Consider the following 17,913-nt stretch of genomic DNA (forward strand, 5'->3'; position numbering starts at 1 on the left):
TCCGATTCACTCATTCATTACAAAATATAGTGTTTTAACTTGTCATCTTTGACCACTTTACCAACTTTTTCTTCAACATAGGCTTGTGTAATTGTCACTTGTGCGCCAAACATATCGGCTGATTCAAATAATAAATCTTCCAATAATTTTTCAAGAATAGTATGTAAACGTCTAGCACCAATATTATCCGTTTCTTCGTTTAATTCAAACGCATGACGCGCAATTGTTTCAATCGCTTCTTGTGTAAAAATGACTTCCACACCTTCTACCGCCAATAAAGCCGTATATTGCTTAATTAAAGAATTGTTTGGCTCTTTTAAAATACGCTCAAAATCTTCTTTTGTTAAATCTTCTAATTCGACACGAATTGGAAAACGTCCTTGTAATTCCGGAATTAAATCGGATGGTTTAGATAAATGAAATGCCCCTGACCCAATGAATAAAATATGATCCGTTTTGATTGGTCCATATTTTGTGGATACTTGCGAACCTTCAACAATCGGTAAAATATCACGTTGTACACCTTCACGAGACACTTGCCCTGCTTGATTGTTTTTAGAGGTAATTTTATCAATTTCATCAATAAAAATAATCCCTGTATTTTGCGCTAACTCAATTGCTTGTGAATGTATATCGTCTTTATTAATTAATGTTTCTGAAATATCATCAATCAATAATTCTTTAGCTTCTTTCACGCTTAATGTCCGTTTAATTTGTTTACGTGGACGCATTGAACCAAGCATATCTTGCATGGCGGACAATTGTTCCATTGCAGGTCCACCACCATATACTGCTTTTTCACGTTCATTTACTTTTATCGTCACTTCTTTATCGTCAAGTAAACCTTGAGCAATTTGTTTTTCTAAAATACGTCTATCTGCGGCTAACTCTGCTGAAACTTCTTCCTCTTCTTCCTGTTGCGGCGCTTCAACACCCATACCTTTAAACATTTGTGATAAGGCATCTAATTGTGCATTCGCTTTTTTTCTAAAAATCCCCGGTTTTAACGCTGCAGCAAGACGGGAAATGGCTTGTTTTTCAGCTTGTGCATAGACAAAAGATTTTTGTTTTTTCGTCACTAACTGTACCGCATTATCGACTAAATCTCGCACCATTGACTCTACGTCACGTCCGACATAACCAACTTCTGTAAATTTTGTTGCTTCAACTTTGACAAAAGGAGCATCTACTAACGTCGCTAAACGACGCGCAATTTCCGTTTTACCAACACCCGTTGAGCCAATCATGAGTAAATTTTTAGGCGTCACATCACGTTGCATGCTTTCATCTAATTTCATGCGACGGTAACGATTACGTAACGCAACGGCAACCGATTTTTTAGCTTGTTGTTGCCCTACAATGTATTGATCTAATTCCAAGACAATTTGTTTTGGTGTTTTTTCAAGTAGTGTCATATTATTCTCCAATCGCTTCTACAATAATATTATCATTTGTAAAGACATCTATTTCAGATGCAATTTTTAAACTTTCGTAGGCAATTTGTTGCGCACTCAATGCATTATCCACGCGCATTAAACCACGTGCCGCTGCTAAGGCAAAATTACCACCCGAACCAATGGTTAAAACACCGTCATCTGGTTCAATAATTTCTCCCGTTCCAGATACGAGTAGCATTTGTTCTTTATTCATGACAATGAGTAACGCTTCTAACTTTTGTAACATGCGATCTGAACGCCAAGATTTTGCCAATTCAATGGCGGCACGTTGCAAATTACCTTTATACTGATTGAGCTTATCTTCAAATAATTCTTCTAATGTAATAGCATCGGCTACTGAACCGGCAAAACCAACAATGACCTCATCATTGTAGAGACGTCTAATTTTTTTAGCGCTCCCTTTCATAATCACACTTTGTCCCATAGTGACTTGTCCATCACCTGCCATGGCAAATTGATTCCCTTTTTTTACTGCACATATTGTTGTCATAATTTACTCCTTTTTCTTTCGTGATCGTGGATGATGCATCATATATTCACGATATAAATTATCTTTTGTGACGTGTGTATACACTTCAGTTGCTTTTAAACTGTCATGCCCTAATAATTCTTGAATAACCCGAATATCTGCACCATTATTTAATAAATGCGTTGCAAAACTATGGCGCAATTTATGCGGATGAATATCAAACGTTAAACTACTTTTTTTAATGATTTGATTTAAGATGTACGCGACACCAACACTTGTTAGCGGATCGCCTAAATGATTCACAAACAGTATATCGTGTTCTTTTGATTGCATTAACGCTCCACGCGCTTCGTCCAAATACACCGATAAATAGTGTTGCGCGACATCACCAAAAGGCACATACCGCACTTTGCCACCTTTACCCACAACGCGTATGAGTTGCGCATGATGATCGATATCATTCACACTCACGCCGATACACTCACTCACACGTAATCCGCAACTATACAAAAGTTCAATTAGTGCCACATTGCGTTTATCGAGTGGTGTTGTCCCAATCGCCGATTGTATAATCATGTTCATTTCAGAGGGGTAATAAAATTTAGGCAATCTTTTTTCCCTTTTTTTATATGAAATGCTTCTAAATGGATTGTCTTGACAATAATCATTTGTCACTAAATATTGAAAAAAAACACGTGCACTGGACAATAGTCGTGAAATGGTGTTTTTACTATACCCACATTCATTCAAATACCCTAAATAAAACCGCGCCTGATGAAAAGTCAATTGCGTAACATCGGTTACACCTTGTGACGATAAATAACTGAACAACTTATCGATATCACGAGCGTACGCGTCAATAGTCGCCTGTGAATAAAACTTTTCATGCGCTAGTTGATTTAAAAAAGCCGTCTTTACATCCATAAGCAACCTCCATCACCTATTATACGTTTTTTCAAAAAACATTCAATTTAATAACATTTCCTATCTGTATAGAATATGATATAATGATTTAAAATTTTGTTTAAAAGGAAGCTATATGAAAAATAAATCGATTCAAAAATTAACGCTATTTACAACGCTGTTATTACTACTTTCGGGATGTGTGTCACGAACAGCAAACGGAGAACCAACCGGTTGGGTGTGGGATTTATTAGGAAAACCAATGGAATCTATCATCATTTGGTTTGCACAACTTTTCGGTGGGCAAGCCGGTAGCTACGGATTGGGTATCATCATGGTAACCATTATCGTACGTATAATCATTACACCATTAAACTTACAAATGACACGTGCTACAACTGAAAACAGTGAAAAAACAACGTATATTAAACCCGCAATGGACGAAATAAATGACCGTTTAAAAAATGCACAATCTCTTGAAGAACGTAATGCCGTTCAAATGGAAATGATGGCATTGCAACGTGCAGCCGGCATTAAATTAATTTCAGCAGGTGGTTGTTTACCAATCTTTGTACAAATTCCAATTTTCTCTGCATTATATTTTGCGACGATTTCATCAAACGCCATTCGTTCAGATGTCTTCATGGGCATTTCATTAGACGTACCAAGTATGCTATTAACGATTCTATCGGCAGGTGCGTATTTGATTCAAGGTCTACTCACACAAATTGGTATGACACCTGAACAAAAACAAATGAACCGTACAATGATTTTGATTACACCAATCATGCAACTTGTGTTTGCATCAAGCGTTCCAGCCGGAGCGGCTTTATATTGGGTAATCGGTGGTATTGTGAGTTGCTTTACAACGTTATACACGAATTTAGTACAAAAACCACGTATTAAAGAACAAGTTGCAGAATACATGGCACAAAATCCAATCACATTACCAAAACGTAAAGACATCACACCAAACAAAACATCTGAAACGGTACCTGCTCCAATCACAAACGGACAACGCCGTAACGAAGGCAAACAAAGACGATAATTTAAACGAACAAAAAGCGACCGCTAAATAAACGGTCGTTTTTTGTCTCTATATCAAATAGAGTTGATAGCTCATAAAGGTAGTGATTTAACAGATGTTAAGTCACTATCTTTTCATTTTAAGTCACAAAGTGATGTACAGCTCACCGAAATGTATGCGATACATTTCTCTTCCCCTACGTTGTGCGGGGAAGGAGCTATTCGTACGTCACTTTTGACTTAAAATATTAAGCACCTAGTGAAGAGATGGTACCATATAGAAAAATTGCTTTTTTGTATACATGAAATTATGGTTGGTGGCTTATGCCACCAACCATAAACATTGTTACACAATCATTTAATTTTAATATACATTTTTTATTTTCTGCTCACATTGTCTATTAAAGTGCCCGTAATGCTACCTTAATCTCATCCTTACTTACCATCTCATTGAAAAACGGCAAGCCGACAATGCGATAACGGTCATCATCCACCAGCGTTCTTGCCTCGTCTCGCTCAGAAATTTGACGCAAAAATTCCTGTTTCCAACCCTCCTTGCCATTCTTGAAAGTGTTATTCGCATCCAAGAATTGACTACCTTTCGGCTCAATGAAAATTTGCCAAGAAACATTGCCAGTCTTCTTATCATTGGCAAACAAGAGGAAGTCCGGCTCAAAAGCTTGCCCTTTATCAAAACTGTAAATCCGCACAGCTTTTTCATTTCGAAGCAAGTAAATATCCGTCCATTTTTCTTCAAGTTCCGTCATTAAATCCTTCACCAAACGAACGAGAAGTTTTTCTTCACTTGTACCAAAGTTATCATCATAAGCGTACCAGTCCAGATTATCCAAGTTTTCGAAATATTGGGTTTCAGCTGAATTTTTTTGCGACACACCAAACTCTGCCTGACTGTTGTGATGAACAGTGTATTTCCGCAAAATATTATCTTCAAACAAGTCTTTAATTTTATACTGTTCGAATGTTTCTGAACCAAAGAAATGCTCTTCCGTCGCAATCAAATCTTTTTCAATATGATGAAGTAGTTTTTCCGTGATGTAAAGTTTGTCATCTGGTGTCAAATCATTGACTAAGTGATATTGAGACTCCACTCGCATATCAATATCTGAAAGCATATCGATAAATCCAGAGACACTCGATAATCCTACAAAAGTCTTTTGAAGATGATCAAAAGAAAACTTTTTGTTGCGATTGATGGCAGTTCTAACAATATGATTGCCGATGATTTCGCCAAATTTGAAGGTAAGAACTTCTAAACTTTCCGAAACGTAAGTTGCCTCATCAAAAGCCTCAATATCTCGTACGCCATGAGTTAAGAGTTTCACTTCAAAAGATTTCGGAATGAAATTCGTATCAAACAAACTGCCTTGACGTTGTTCAAGAAATTGTTCATATGAGAGACGTTTGTTCATCCAGACGACGCCATCGGTGTAAGTTCGCGTCTTTTTGAAAGATTCTTTGAGTTTCAACGTGTGTTCTACTAAATTTTGGTCATCGAAAATACCAGACTCACGCAAAACTTGCTTGAGCTCTGAAATATAACGAGGATTATTCGCAGAATGATAATGTAATTGCTCGATAACACGGAGTTCGTTATTCTCATTATCGTCAAACTTACGAATATATTTTTCCTCCAAATTATCACCAATCACAAAAGGATAATAGCGAGCACCACGTCCAATCAACTGTTTCTCGGTGTTGGTGGTTTTTCCGGCAACAAAGCCGTTTTTTGTCGTTTTACCATCACGAATGTCATAAAGACGGACAATATCAAACAAATTGAGAACGTCCCAACCTTCATTGAGCATATCCACAGCGAAAATCGCACGGATTTCATTTGCAGGCTGTTCCAAGGTGTTGAGGAGATGAAGACTATCTTTATGCTTATTCTTTCCGTCAACTAAAAGTAGGCGTTCTTTCCGAAAATCCTCTTGAAGTTCTGCCACTAAATCACTATCTGAAATATCCGCTTTTTCAAAATAAGAGAATGCCTTTTTTAAAATACTGGATTTTTCGTCTATTTCTGAAACAAGATTACGCTGTGCTTGAATATCTTCAGGCGTAAGGTTATCCAGCAAACCTAAAAATGCATCCAGATTTTCTTGACTCTCGGCAATTTGCTGTGACTTGAACATGACCAAAGGTTTTAGGTTGATACCGTTTTTCAGAGCAATTTTCTTACGGTACTGGCTGATAAGGATAGCTTGAAGCATGCGATTGTTCACTTCGCCATCCACCAAGTGAAAGAGAACGTCTTTCGAATACTTGTCCAGTCGAAATTCTTTCAAGTCGTACTTGAAGAGGAGAGATTTTTCGTACTTTTGTGCCAACGTTGGATTGGTCAAGTCAATGGTTGCCGTAAATTCAAAGATACTCGATTTTTTGGAGGTCTTTTGAATCGCTTCAATCGTACTTGTCCAGCTCGTGTTATCATCTTTTTCTGACTTGCTCAAACCTGCATTCAAGTGGTGGGCTTCATCCGCCAACATGACGACAGAAATATCCTTAAATTGTTCGTAAGACAAGCGATTTTCTCGTGGCGTATTGAGGTCTTGATGCAGTTTCTGAATGGTAGTAAAAACAATATTGATACTGTCATCTCGACTATCTGAAAAATCCGTCACTTCACGCACTGTCACGATTTGTCCGTCCATGACAATCTTTTCTGCAAAAAGATATTTTCCAGAAGTACTCTCCAAAAAATTATCCTTGGTTTTCGTCAGAATATTATCGTTGTTGACAAAGAAAATAAAGTTTCGCTCGCCTTGATGATACTTTTCCAAAATGACTGACGCCATTAACAGTGTTTTCCCTGAACCAGTCGCCATGTTGTAGAGGACTTGCTCTGGAATAGCACGATTTTTATCGGTTTTATAGTATAAATACCGTCCAAGTGCTTCCTCTTGGTAAGGTCGTAAAGCATATTTTAAATTTTTTGTGATGTAGTCAGGTAAATCTGCTCGAAAATTCTTAAAGCCAGACCGACTGACCGTGTCATAGGTTTCGTAAATAAAAGGCATAACTTATTTTTCCTTTCCGTAGAAAGCATGATTGAGCTTCTTGTCCTGAGCAGAAATCCCATAATCGCTGTCATCCATATCAGCGTAATTCACGTAGAGATTGTTTTTGTCGATGATTTCAGACAAAATTTGCTTTTGTTCCGCCAAGGAAAGCTTCTCAAATTCAGCTTTCTTTAGCTTTTTAGGGTCAATCCGATAAGATAAGAATGACGATTTTTTCGCAAGTTCAAATAGCTCCAATAATTCTTCCGTTGTTGTCGCTTCTAAAATTTGATTTTTAAAATCTTGAGCATCGTTTTTCAGTTCAGCGTACACAAAGCTACCGCCACCAGACCAGTTGACGTCTTTAGAGATACCGCCTTGTTCACCTGCAATAACCTTTTTCAAGCGTTCCACTGAAACTGTTTCGATGTAATCCATCTGCTCAATACCGATATATTGGCGGTTCATCTTGTGGGCGACGGCGGTGGTTGTTCCTGAACCAAGGTGATAGTCAAGGACGATGTCGTTGGAATTGGTGGATAATTCAATTATTCGTTGTAATAATTTTTCGGGTTTTGGCGTTGAAAATATATTTTTGGCTTCAAATAGTTTTTGTAATTCTTTGGTTGCTTCCGTTGCTGTTCCACAATCGTCCCACCAAGTTTTGATACTAACGCCTTTTGCTTGAACTTCACTTAAAAATAATTTTGCTTGTGGCTTTGAATTTCCTGTTTTGCCAAAAACAATTCTATTTTCTTGTAATAATCGGTTGTATTCATCTTGTGTTGTTCGCCAACATCTACCTTCTGGCGGTAAATAAGTTTCACCTGTATTTGGGTTGGTAATTGGATAGGTTAAATTTGGGCGAATATTTGGTGCGTCAAATGGTGTAACTTTCCATGCACCTCGTGGGTCATTATCAGGATTTGAGAAAGCATTTTCATTAACATCTTTTGAGCGATTTAATTTTAAATTATTAGCACTTTTTGCATAAACTAAAAGATGATTGTGCGACAGGCTAACAACAATATCGCTTTGTACACTTTTTCGGTGTTGCCAAACAATATTATGAATAAAATTTTCACGTCCAAAAACTTCATCGCATAGAATCTTACAATAGTGAGCTTCATTATCATCCAAATTTATCCAAATACTACCCTCATCACTCAACAATTCTTTTGCCACTTCCAACCGATTTTTCATAAAAGTTAGCCAAGTCGAATGATTAAAACTATCATTGTAATTAAAGCTATCATTCCCCGTATTATAAGGTGGGTCAATATAAATCAACTTCACTTTTCCGGCAAAGCGTTTTTTCAAACTATGCAAAGCAATTAGGTTATTTCCTTTGATGATGAGATTATCCGTATCCTTTAATTCTTCTACTTCATGCTCGCCAGTTTCATCATAGCGTTTGAAATTCGTTAAAACTTTGTCATCCAGCAGGCGATTGATTTCTGTTGGAGCAAGCGTTTCATTAAAGAAAATTTCCTGACGTTTGGCATCGTCCTTGGTTTGTCCACCCTCCAGCACACAGTCTTTATAGGGGAAGTTCAGAACAACTTCTTGATTTTCGGAAAGATACTTGTCTCCTGTCGCTAGACCAATTTTAGTCTTGTAAGCCGTAAAGCTGTCAGGGAGAAATTCTTTGTTGTTCAAAAACTGCAAAAAGATGTCTTTTTTAAAGACGAGAACACCTGTTTCAAGCGTTGCAAAGAAATGCTGGGAAATTTTTTTGTCACTCATTAAGAGATTGAGGAGTTCAGGGTTATACTGCCTTGCCAACTCCGATAGTTTATTTTTATTGAGGACACCTTCCACCATAAAGGTGTCATTTTGTGCTAGAAGTCGTTCCAGTTCTTTCTTCATTTTTCGTTCTCCCTTTCAGCTGAAGATTATTGAAGGATTGATAGGATTCCTTTATGATGAATATCATAAAGGAAGGGTTAACCCTTCGCGTCTATTTAAATTTCTGATTTTATTATAGCATATTTAAAAACCGTTTTCATAATCTTCCATCACACATTGTGTTCCATTGTCTTTCTTATTTTGAAGGTTAACCCCGGTTGCTTTAATCTGGGTTAACTAACCGAAACAAATTGACATCACACGTATCATCAAAACCAATGACAAGCGTCTTTTTGGCATGTTTAGCTGGACGCATTTCATAGTTGAGTATCGTTGGTGTCAGCGATGCACACGATATAAGCAAACAACAAATCGCATATGCTTCATCATATAAGTTGATTTTTTCTCTTTTATAGCCTTTCGTCAGCACTTGAACATGTTTTAAAGGGACATGTTTTTTGAGAACACACGATAAATAGAAACGTAAATGATACTCATTTCGTTCTAAATAATCTTTTAATGCTTGTTGATACAATTCAGCGTCCTTTAAACACGCCTCACAGACCGTATTGTCTGTATCGTTTAAAAATAATGACGCCCATTTTGTCGATTGTCGAATGACTTTTTGACACATCATACACTCACGCATGAATCAATCCTCTTCTTTTTGCCTGCTCGTTTTTTTCGTTAATCCATTTAACAGCCTGTTTCATTTCTTTTGTCATGCCGTTATGCCAAAATAACACTTGCCCTGTCGGGTGTTCTATCGACCGTCCTACCCTACCTGCAATTTGTACTAATGCTGCTTTAGAAAAGACGCGATGATCTGCTCCGAGAACAATGACATCAATATTTTTAAAAGTGACGCCGCGTTCTAAAATCGTCGTGGTCAACAAAAACTGCACTTTTCCTTCTCTCATTTGTACAATTTTTTCTTCACGCAACGCATCTTCGGCGTACACACTTTCAAAATGAGTGACGCTCAACTCATTTAACCACGCTTCTAACTGATGCATCACGTCAATTTTTGGACAAAATACTAAAAAGCGCTTTCCTTCTTTAACCCAATTTAACATCAGTTTCATCCACCCAGTCATTCGTCTTTTTTCGATATGTTTCACATAATTGCCAATATATCGACACTTTGGCACACTAAGTGCGTGTTGATGATAACGCGCAGGCAATTCAAAATAATTCAACATGTTTTGACGCATTAATTTTTCGTGATGTGGTGTTGGTGTAGCCGTTAAATAAATCACAACCCCGTCATCAGTGAGTGCCATCGGCACACGCCGTTGGAGCATCGCGTTATGTTCAAATGGATAGGAGTCCACTTCATCAACTATGAGCACTTGAAAAGCATGCGTAAATTTTAGTAGTTGGTGTGTGGTTGCCATGACAAATTGCGTAAAATGATACGTTTCTTTTTGATTGCCATACAATACCATAATGTCTTCATTGGGAAACGCTTTTTGAAATCGCGGAACAAGTTCCAATAACACATCAATACGTGGTGTTGCTAAACAAATGCGTAACCCGCTGGATAATGCTTTTTCAACACTTTCAAAAAGCATTTCCGTTTTTCCTGCACCTGTTACAGCGCTTACCAATAAATTTTGACGGCTGTCTATCGCATGGCTAATAGCATGTGAGCCTTCTTGTTGTTGCATTGACAATTGACCATCCCATAGACATTTGACCGTTCGCAACGGCATCTTTTTATTTTCAACTGTTGCAACATGGCAACACGCTCTCATTTTGCCGAGTGCTATACACGACACACAATAAAGGCAAAATTTTTGACACACTTCACATGGCGCAAGCACGAGCTGACTAGAGCCACATCGTGTACATTTCCCGTCAGTAATACAAGGTTTAAACTCTGAAAATAGAGAACAATCCGGAACGATATAGTCACGCCCACTTTCCATAAAATCACCTCATTATAATATAAACAATTTCAAACTGTCCGTAACAAAAAAAGAAATGCACAACATAAAAAGGGATTTATTTTGTATTAAGTTTTTGCTTGAATCGGTTATTAAAGTACGATATAGTAATAAATATTTATTTTTGAAAGGGTGTATCTTATGATAAAAAATAAGCGTTATCTTAAATTTTTAAACATCATTTGTCTTACCGTTGGGAATTTACTGATTCTATCATCGTTTTTAACATTTGGGTTCTTAATAGCTCGACTCAATGATAAGAATGGCTTTAGCGCAATACTATATTTCGTAATCTTATATACTCTACTTTATATCACATTATTACTTCATGAATTAGGGCACGCTTTTTTCGGTGAACTCACTGGTTTTAAAACTGTTGCCATCTCACTCGGTAAATACAGCTTTGTCAATCAACAAGGGCATTGGAAGTTCACTAAAAAGTTATTGGTACAAGGTGCTGGCGCACAGTATGTCGGTATAAAAAAAGACCACAATGACACAAGAAGCATTCTAATGCTTTTCGGTGGTATTATTATACATATCTCTTTAATCTTTATTTTTTTAATGATTGGACTGATATTGAATCATTGGCTAATTGCTTTACCACAAATTTTGATAAATTTAGGTTTTGTTTTTCTAAATATAAACCCTAACGGAATAACCGATGGTGCTAAAGTGCTTGAACTGAAAGAATACCCGCATCATAGTAAACTATTTTATCAATCACTAGAGCATGCGGCACAACTTTTTTTAGATTCAAAAGAATCAAACTTATCTGATTTTTATTCGCTTGATGACAGTTTATTAGAACCAGGTATTATTTGCCAAACCGTACTTGCAAACGTTATTGAAGTACAAATACTCAATGGCAACCTTGAATTAGCACAACAAAAAGCAGAGCAACTGATTCAATTTACAGAAAATAAATTTATTAAAGCTGCTACAGAATCTTTGCTATTATTAATTTATCTACTACAAAATGAAAAAGAAAAAGCAATAAAACTTGGAAAATCTAAAACATTACAAACCTATTTAAAGCAGCAACAATACTCATTACAAACCATTAAAGCTTATTACGAATTGGAATGTCTAGGTGACTATACTGCAACTAAAAAATCACTAGCAACTGCCGATAAATTTTTAAAACAAAGTCACCTTTTACAAGACGACAAAACTTTTTATACTGCTCTTAATGCAACACTACAAAAAAATCTTAATAATGCTATTTCATCAAAACATTCATAAGTTAACCCCCGTTTTAAAACGATTTGTTCATATCGTTTTAAAACGGGGTTTTTAATTCATTACCATTAATTTCATTTTTTTAATGCGTCTATTGTTGCTAATACCATACAAGGTATCGTTAAAGCATGAATGTAATGATTCGATAAATCTATCATATTAAGAAAAATTCCTACAAAAATAACTACAATATCAATCACTTTAGTATATTGTGTTCTTTGAAATACCCTATTATTTAAATATATAAATAAAAAAGTGGATAAAACAGCTAGTAAAAAAATCATACTCTATCAACCTTTATCATTATCGACGTAAATCATACGCATCTCTCAAACCTAGTCCAAAAATCAAAATAAGACCTACATAATAATCTATTTTTAGACTCGCTATAATGATAGAAATGAATATCCCTATAAGCGTATAAACAAATCTATTAAAATATTTATATTTAACGCTATACATCCCCTCTATAATTAATAAACACATCAGTGCTAAAACGATTACAAATATATAACTAAAATTCTCTTGTTTTAAAATATATTGATGTAGCAATAAACACAACGCAAAAGAAATAATACTAAAATTCCCTGTTTTATAAAATTTAATCATATTTATTCCACAATAATTGTATCAAATAGTCGTTTGATACAAAATAACTCCTTTCTTCAAATGAATATCTTCTGTTACTATACATAATCGTAAAACAATCACTTTTTTTATTGATACACTTTTACAAATCTTGGTATATCAATTATAAATTAAACGCTTTCATCAATTTAATTATATGTTTCCCATATATTCCCGTCAATCACTAAAAAAAATTAATTGATCAACTCATTTTCCAAACGATTAAACTAATGATTTCAAAACAATTTTTAATTAATGACTACTCTTTTTATGATAATTATAGCTAAAAAACCGTTTAAAACGTTATGAACTATCGTTTTAAACGGGTACTATTCCTTTATTGAACGAAAAAAATGCCAATTATGACTAAACATGAAATAAGCGCACCAATTGTATCTTGTTTTTGCCATGTCAATTGTCGGAATTTTGTCCGACGGACATTTTCATTAAAGCCTCGTGCCGTCATTGCCGTACCTAAATCAATGGCACGTTTATACGTTGACACCATGAGCGGTAATAAAATCGGGACGAACGCTTTTCCACGCTGTATCATTCCACCACTTTCAAAACGAACACCTCGTGAACGTTGTGCCATCATGATTTTTTCTAACTCTAGCATGAGTGTTGGAATAAAACGAATGGATACAGAAAACATTAACGACCATAACGGCACATTGATGATTTTACGTAATGGCCACATAAAAAATTCAATGGCATCGGCTAATTCAATAGGTTTTGTGGTTAGCGTTAATAGCGTTGAAACAACAACAATACTCGTTAAGCGAAATAATGTTGATACAGCATTATTTAAACCTGAACTAGTGATATGCACGACACCTAAAGAAAAATAAATTTTTCCACCTTGGACAACGCAGATTTGTAAGAACGTTGTAAACAAGATGATATTTAAAATTGGTTTTAATCCATAATATAGCGCCTTTAATGGTACTTTGGATAAATAAATGAGTGCAACAAAAAGAAAGGCTAATAAACTCATGCCAAGTTGTGATGACACAATCATTGTCATGACTAGTAAAAATAATGTAACGACTAATTTTAATCGTGCATCTAAGTGATGAATGAGCGAATTAAAATGAATGTAACGTCCAAGAAAAAATTTATTCATTTGATTGCGTCTCCTCTTGTTTCATCATTTCAATACTCGACATGAGTGCTTTTACAGTAACGGGTTTTAATGCCTCAAATTTTTTAGAATTAGGTACACGTTCTAACAATTTTTTGAAAAAATGAACCGTTTCTGGTAAAACAACGCCATCAATATCACTATAAGCATCATCATAAAAAACATTGGCGGTCGTATCTAATTTGACACATGCTCCGTCTTGAATGACAGCGACATAATCGGCGTATTCACTCACTTCATTCATGTCGTGAGAAATAAAAACAATCGTTTTTTGTTCAGTTTCATTTAACGTTTTAAACAAGTTCATCAAGTCTTTTTTAGCCGTTGAATCTAAACCTGCCGTTGGTTCGTCTAACACTAAAACATCTACATCACACGCCAAGACACCGGCAATTGCCACTTTTCGCATTTGTCCACCCGATAGCCGTAATGGATTTTGACCATAAAATTGATCGTCAATACCAACTTGTGATAAGGCATGTATCGCCATTTTTTTAGCCTCTTCTTGAGCATACCCAAAATTTAAAGGACCGAACATCACATCATCTAGCACCGTTTTTTCAAATAACTGCGTCTCGGGAAATTGAAAGACCATGCCGACATGTTTTTTTAGTAAAAATTGTTCATCTTGCGAACTTTCTGGCGTGAGTACACTATCTTTAAATACTACTTTTCCCGAATGCGGTTTTTCCAATCCATTTAACAATTTCGTTAACGTCGTTTTACCACTACCCGTTTTTCCAATAATTGCCGTCATTTGATGATAAGGAATCGCCATATTTAATTGTTTTAAGACACTTTTGGCTGTTTGATTGATGCCATAATAAGAAAAATTTACGTCTTGATATACGATGTCCATAATTCATTTACTACACTTTCTATTGATAAATTGATCGTTTCTTGTTGTTGAAATAATGAAAATCGTTCAACAACTGCATCAACGACTGATTTTGTTAATCCCGCATGTGCTGTATATTGGTATTGCTTGGCATCAATGATGTCAATGACTTGTCCATTGTTTAATGAAACGATACGATCAGAAAATGACAACTCTTGTCTATCGTGCGTCACCGATACAATCGCAACACCTTTTTCCACTTGAATTTTTTTCAAGACTTGAAACAATTCCTGTCTAGATTGTGGGTCAATCATTGTTGTTGCTTCATCTAAAATTAAAACTTTGGGATTTAGCACCATAGCACTTGCCAAAGCCACACGTTGTTTTTGTCCACCGGACAATTCATCAATTGCCGTTTGAGCATATGCTGTCATATCAACCAAATTTAAAATGTCTTTAATTTTATCAGCCATCTGTTCGGAAGGCACTTGTCGATTTTCCAATCCAAAAGCAATATCTTCTTCTACCGTAATACCAACAAATTGATTATCTGGATTTTGAAAGACATACCCAATTTGATCACGATAGTCATGAAAATTTTGTGACGTTACTACTTGATTTTGAAAAAATAATTGACCGCTTTGGTAGTCAATTAAGCCCATCATGATTTTGCTAAGTGTCGATTTTCCAGAACCATTGGGTCCGATAACACTTAACCACTCACCTTCATGCACATCAAACGTTATATTTTGTAACGAAAATGACTGATTACTAGTCGTGTATCCAATATTTTCTAATTGCAATATGACTGACATATGTTCCTCTCTTATCTTCTATCCGTATTGAGTAACCCTAAATAGTTGACGTATTTAAAACAATTCAATACAATATACTAAATTAGGAGATGCTCATGAAACAGATTTTAAAATATTTAAAACGATTCGACTATATTTTAATCATAACAGCCGTTCTTTTGTCGTTTACACCGACAATCATCACAACGTTTTTTTTATCACAACAATCTAAAAATCAATTGATTGCACTTGTTAAAATTAATGGTGATGTTGTTGATCGATTTGTCTTATCCGATAGCACACCCAATCAAGAATTTTACTATACACCCAATGATAATCAATACAACATTGTAGAAATTGATCGTCATCGCATTCGCATTAAAGAAGATAATTCTCCCGATCAAATTGGTGTACGTACTGGTTGGATTAGCCAATACGGTCAAGTGGCGGTCTGTTTGCCACATCAGTTAATGATTGAAATTACGGGTGAAGCCACCCCTGATGCTAATGAGATGATCTTACCACTAAATTAAACTATCTAAACCTAAAATAATGACATAAATAGCACTAAACAAGACGAAACTTTTGATACTTTCAACAAAAGTTTCTTTTTTTATTTGCTTTTTACAAAAACGTTTAATACTTGGAAAATGTAAAAAAAACATTGGAACAAACGCAATGGCTGAACGTATTGGTAAATAGCCAAACAGAATATAAATTGCCCACATGATCCATGGCACTATACTTAAAATAACATATAACATTAAACTGCGACGTGGTGTGAGGTAATGCACGAGTGTATAGCGATGATTGCGCAAATCTTGTTCATAATCACAGAGATTATTCGCTAACATAATATTGGCGATTAAACAAATTAACGGCACACTCATGACAAACGTCAATACAATGCTTTTCCAGTGTAAATTCAAATGAACAACCGTTTCTGTCCATGCAGATGTCATGAGTAAACTTGGATTTTGGACAAAAATGCTAATAAAGAAAATACCAAATCCCATTGTCACACCCGAAAAAATTTCACCTAACGGTAATCGTGACAGTGGTATCGGACCAAATGTATAAAAAATACCAATTAAAAAACACACTGCTCCGATAGGTAATAATATAATGTCGGTTAAAAATACCAATACAATGGACAATACAACGGCAATGCTGAGCAACACAAAAATGATGGTTACCATTTGCCGATAGTTTAAATTGAACTGACCAATAACATTATCCTTTTGTTTATATTCTTCATCAACAGCCTTTTTATAATCCATGGTGTTGTTAATGGCGGTCGTGCACATATCAAAACAAAGCGCCGCCAACACAAACACAATCGTATTGAGCCAATTAAATGTGTGATAATGATTGATGGTCCACAAAATACCGATTAACATCGGAAAAACGCTCGCTACTTTAGTGCGTAATTCCACAAATTCTAAAAAAATGGGTAACGTTATTTTTTTCACAAAAACACCTCTATTCAACAATATGATAGGCTTTATCCAACAGTTCGAACGTTGATTTTAATCCTTTACTCAAGTGAATACCGCCATCTTTATCGATAAATACTGCTTCAAGATTATCGTGTGCATCAACATATTTTAAACCTTCTTCAATACCTAATAAAAATAGCACGGTACTGTAGCCATCTGCCGTCGCTGAATTATCTGTAATGACCGTTACACCCGAAATGTTATTTTCAACGGGGTACCCTGTTTTAGGATCAAGAATATGATGGTATTTCACACCGTCTACTTCAACATAGCGTTCGTAAATCCCACTAGTCACTACCGCTTTTTGTTGTACAGGTACACTACCGACAACCGTCCCACGCACTTCGTCCGGATCTTGAACACCGACAACCCAACCTTTTTCATTGTTTGGCGAAGTTCCCATCGTGACAACATTTCCACCAAGGTTGATAATTGCTGTTGTAATGCCATGCTTTTCAAAAATCGCCTTCACGCCATCAGCAATATACCCTTTAGAAATACCACCTAGTTCAATAACCATGCCGGATTTTTCTAATTTCACCGTTTTATTCGCTTCATCAAGCGTAATATCTTTATAGTTAATTAACGCTAAATTTTTTACAATATTTTCATGTTCCGGTTTATTAGCATACTCAGCGTCTCCAATACGCCACAAGTTTGTAACGGCACCAATGGAAACATCAAATTTACCGTGGCTTTCATTTGCCATATTCAATGCTTTTTTGATCAATTCAAAAGTAGCGTCATTGACCTTGACGGCTTCTTTTCCCGCGGCTTGATTGATGCGATAAACGTCAGAACCTTCTAAGTTAGTGGAAAATAATTTTTCCATTTCACTCATGTAATCCAGCGCTTCTTGAATCGCTGCTTCTTGATTTTTATGATAAACACTTAATTGAACAACGGTATGCAACAACGACTCACTACGTGTAATTGGCGTTTTTTCAATGGGTAATGCTGTTGGTTGTGGTGTTGTACTGCACCCAACTAGTAGAGTCGCCACTAAAAGAAAAAATAGCTTTTTCATATATTCTATCCTTTCACTTTTAAAATAAAAACACGGCTTAATTATACGCGAATAAGCCGTGTTTGTGTAT

15 protein-coding genes are annotated in these 17,913 nt (G+C 35.8%); 3 read left to right on the top strand and 12 right to left on the bottom strand.

Annotated features, from left to right (window positions below; translation table 11 throughout):
• Window positions 1-17: 17 nt before the first annotated feature.
• Genes hslU through J7S27_03590 form a run of 3 tightly spaced genes read right to left on the bottom strand, consistent with a single transcriptional unit; the run spans window position 18 to window position 2,850 of the window.
• Entirely contained in the window at window positions 18-1,415 is a 1,398-nt protein-coding gene (gene hslU, locus J7S27_03580; GenBank protein QTU82404.1) for an ATP-dependent protease ATPase subunit HslU, read from the bottom strand.
• A gap of 1 nt (window position 1,416) precedes the next feature.
• Window positions 1,417-1,947: an HslU--HslV peptidase proteolytic subunit gene (gene hslV / locus J7S27_03585; protein ID QTU82405.1), complete on the bottom strand. Its 531-nt coding sequence runs from the start codon at window positions 1,945-1,947 to the stop codon at window positions 1,417-1,419.
• A gap of 3 nt (window positions 1,948-1,950) precedes the next feature.
• Window positions 1,951-2,850 carry a tyrosine recombinase XerC gene (locus tag J7S27_03590; GenBank protein ID QTU82406.1) on the bottom strand — a complete coding sequence of 300 codons (900 nt, stop codon included), beginning with the start codon at window positions 2,848-2,850 and terminating at the stop codon, window positions 1,951-1,953.
• A 115-nt stretch (window positions 2,851-2,965) separates the two neighbouring features.
• Here J7S27_03590 and yidC point away from each other — a divergent pair, with 115 nt between their 5' ends.
• Complete coding sequence (gene yidC, locus J7S27_03595) at window positions 2,966-3,877, top strand: membrane protein insertase YidC (GenBank protein ID QTU82407.1); 912 nt, start codon at window positions 2,966-2,968, stop codon at window positions 3,875-3,877.
• A gap of 379 nt (window positions 3,878-4,256) precedes the next feature.
• On the opposite strand, the gene J7S27_03600 is transcribed toward yidC, so the two are convergent.
• The 4 genes from J7S27_03600 to J7S27_03615 form a co-directional block, all read right to left on the bottom strand.
• Window positions 4,257-6,893 carry a DEAD/DEAH box helicase family protein gene (locus J7S27_03600; protein QTU82408.1) on the bottom strand — a complete coding sequence of 879 codons (2,637 nt, stop codon included), beginning with the start codon at window positions 6,891-6,893 and terminating at the stop codon, window positions 4,257-4,259.
• A 3-nt stretch (window positions 6,894-6,896) separates the two neighbouring features.
• Window positions 6,897-8,744, bottom strand: a complete 1,848-nt coding sequence (locus J7S27_03605; GenBank protein ID QTU82409.1) for a site-specific DNA-methyltransferase — start codon at window positions 8,742-8,744, stop codon at window positions 6,897-6,899.
• Window positions 8,745-8,946: 202 nt separating this feature from the next.
• Window positions 8,947-9,372 carry a hypothetical protein gene (locus tag J7S27_03610; GenBank protein ID QTU82410.1) on the bottom strand — a complete coding sequence of 142 codons (426 nt, stop codon included), beginning with the start codon at window positions 9,370-9,372 and terminating at the stop codon, window positions 8,947-8,949.
• Window positions 9,365-10,480 carry a DEAD/DEAH box helicase family protein gene (locus J7S27_03615; protein QTU82411.1) on the bottom strand — a complete coding sequence of 372 codons (1,116 nt, stop codon included), beginning with the start codon at window positions 10,478-10,480 and terminating at the stop codon, window positions 9,365-9,367. The genes J7S27_03610 and J7S27_03615 overlap by 8 nt, the downstream gene beginning before the upstream one ends.
• Window positions 10,481-10,813: 333 nt before the next feature.
• Between J7S27_03615 and J7S27_03620 the strand changes: the two genes are divergently transcribed.
• Window positions 10,814-11,917, top strand: a complete 1,104-nt coding sequence (locus tag J7S27_03620) for a hypothetical protein (protein QTU82412.1) — start codon at window positions 10,814-10,816, stop codon at window positions 11,915-11,917.
• Window positions 11,918-12,878: 961 nt separating this feature from the next.
• Here J7S27_03620 and J7S27_03625 read toward each other — a convergent pair.
• Genes J7S27_03625 through J7S27_03635 form a run of 3 tightly spaced genes read right to left on the bottom strand, consistent with a single transcriptional unit; the run spans window position 12,879 to window position 15,338 of the window.
• Window positions 12,879-13,667 (bottom strand): energy-coupling factor transporter transmembrane protein EcfT, encoded by a 789-nt coding sequence (locus tag J7S27_03625; protein ID QTU82413.1) that lies wholly within the window; start codon window positions 13,665-13,667, stop codon window positions 12,879-12,881.
• Complete coding sequence (locus J7S27_03630) at window positions 13,660-14,544, bottom strand: energy-coupling factor transporter ATPase (protein ID QTU82414.1); 885 nt, start codon at window positions 14,542-14,544, stop codon at window positions 13,660-13,662. Before J7S27_03630 ends, J7S27_03625 begins: the two co-directional genes overlap by 8 nt.
• The gene (locus J7S27_03635) at window positions 14,520-15,338 is read right to left on the bottom strand and encodes an ATP-binding cassette domain-containing protein (protein ID QTU82415.1); all 819 of its coding nucleotides are present in this window, start codon (window positions 15,336-15,338) and stop codon (window positions 14,520-14,522) included. Before J7S27_03635 ends, J7S27_03630 begins: the two co-directional genes overlap by 25 nt.
• 89 nt (window positions 15,339-15,427) lie before the next feature.
• On the opposite strand from J7S27_03635, the gene J7S27_03640 reads away from it, so the two are divergent.
• Window positions 15,428-15,850 (top strand): NusG domain II-containing protein, encoded by a 423-nt coding sequence (locus J7S27_03640; protein ID QTU82416.1) that lies wholly within the window; start codon window positions 15,428-15,430, stop codon window positions 15,848-15,850.
• Here J7S27_03640 and J7S27_03645 read toward each other — a convergent pair.
• Both J7S27_03645 and J7S27_03650 read right to left on the bottom strand, forming a co-directional pair.
• The gene (locus tag J7S27_03645) at window positions 15,842-16,789 is read right to left on the bottom strand and encodes a 1,4-dihydroxy-2-naphthoate polyprenyltransferase (GenBank protein QTU82417.1); all 948 of its coding nucleotides are present in this window, start codon (window positions 16,787-16,789) and stop codon (window positions 15,842-15,844) included. The genes J7S27_03640 and J7S27_03645 overlap by 9 nt on opposite strands.
• 10 nt (window positions 16,790-16,799) lie before the next feature.
• The gene (locus J7S27_03650; GenBank protein QTU82418.1) at window positions 16,800-17,843 is read right to left on the bottom strand and encodes an FAD:protein FMN transferase; all 1,044 of its coding nucleotides are present in this window, start codon (window positions 17,841-17,843) and stop codon (window positions 16,800-16,802) included.
• Between the last annotated feature and the right edge of the window lie 70 nt (window positions 17,844-17,913).

The sequence above is a fragment of the Carnobacteriaceae bacterium zg-C25 genome (assembly GCA_017945845.1).
Taxonomy (GTDB): Bacteria; Bacillota; Bacilli; order Lactobacillales; family Aerococcaceae; genus WM01.

What these genes read in the sequence shown, in the direction of transcription:
- yidC (QTU82407.1), top strand. Translation starts at nt 2,966, where the DNA reads ATGAAAAATAAATCGATTCAAAAATTAACGCTATTTACAACGCTGTTA.
- J7S27_03590 (QTU82406.1), bottom strand. Translation starts at nt 2,850, where the DNA reads ATGGATGTAAAGACGGCTTTTTTAAATCAACTAGCGCATGAAAAGTTT.
- J7S27_03640 (QTU82416.1), top strand. Translation starts at nt 15,428, where the DNA reads ATGCTCATGAAACAGATTTTAAAATATTTAAAACGATTCGACTATATT.
- hslV (QTU82405.1), bottom strand. Translation starts at nt 1,947, where the DNA reads ATGACAACAATATGTGCAGTAAAAAAAGGGAATCAATTTGCCATGGCA.
- J7S27_03625 (QTU82413.1), bottom strand. Translation starts at nt 13,667, where the DNA reads ATGAATAAATTTTTTCTTGGACGTTACATTCATTTTAATTCGCTCATT.
- J7S27_03610 (QTU82410.1), bottom strand. Translation starts at nt 9,372, where the DNA reads ATGCGTGAGTGTATGATGTGTCAAAAAGTCATTCGACAATCGACAAAA.
- J7S27_03615 (QTU82411.1), bottom strand. Translation starts at nt 10,480, where the DNA reads ATGAGAGCGTGTTGCCATGTTGCAACAGTTGAAAATAAAAAGATGCCG.
- J7S27_03620 (QTU82412.1), top strand. Translation starts at nt 10,814, where the DNA reads ATGATAAAAAATAAGCGTTATCTTAAATTTTTAAACATCATTTGTCTT.
- J7S27_03650 (QTU82418.1), bottom strand. Translation starts at nt 17,843, where the DNA reads ATGAAAAAGCTATTTTTTCTTTTAGTGGCGACTCTACTAGTTGGGTGC.
- J7S27_03605 (QTU82409.1), bottom strand. Translation starts at nt 8,744, where the DNA reads ATGAAGAAAGAACTGGAACGACTTCTAGCACAAAATGACACCTTTATG.
- J7S27_03600 (QTU82408.1), bottom strand. Translation starts at nt 6,893, where the DNA reads ATGCCTTTTATTTACGAAACCTATGACACGGTCAGTCGGTCTGGCTTT.
- J7S27_03630 (QTU82414.1), bottom strand. Translation starts at nt 14,544, where the DNA reads ATGGACATCGTATATCAAGACGTAAATTTTTCTTATTATGGCATCAAT.
- J7S27_03635 (QTU82415.1), bottom strand. Translation starts at nt 15,338, where the DNA reads ATGTCAGTCATATTGCAATTAGAAAATATTGGATACACGACTAGTAAT.
- hslU (QTU82404.1), bottom strand. Translation starts at nt 1,415, where the DNA reads ATGACACTACTTGAAAAAACACCAAAACAAATTGTCTTGGAATTAGAT.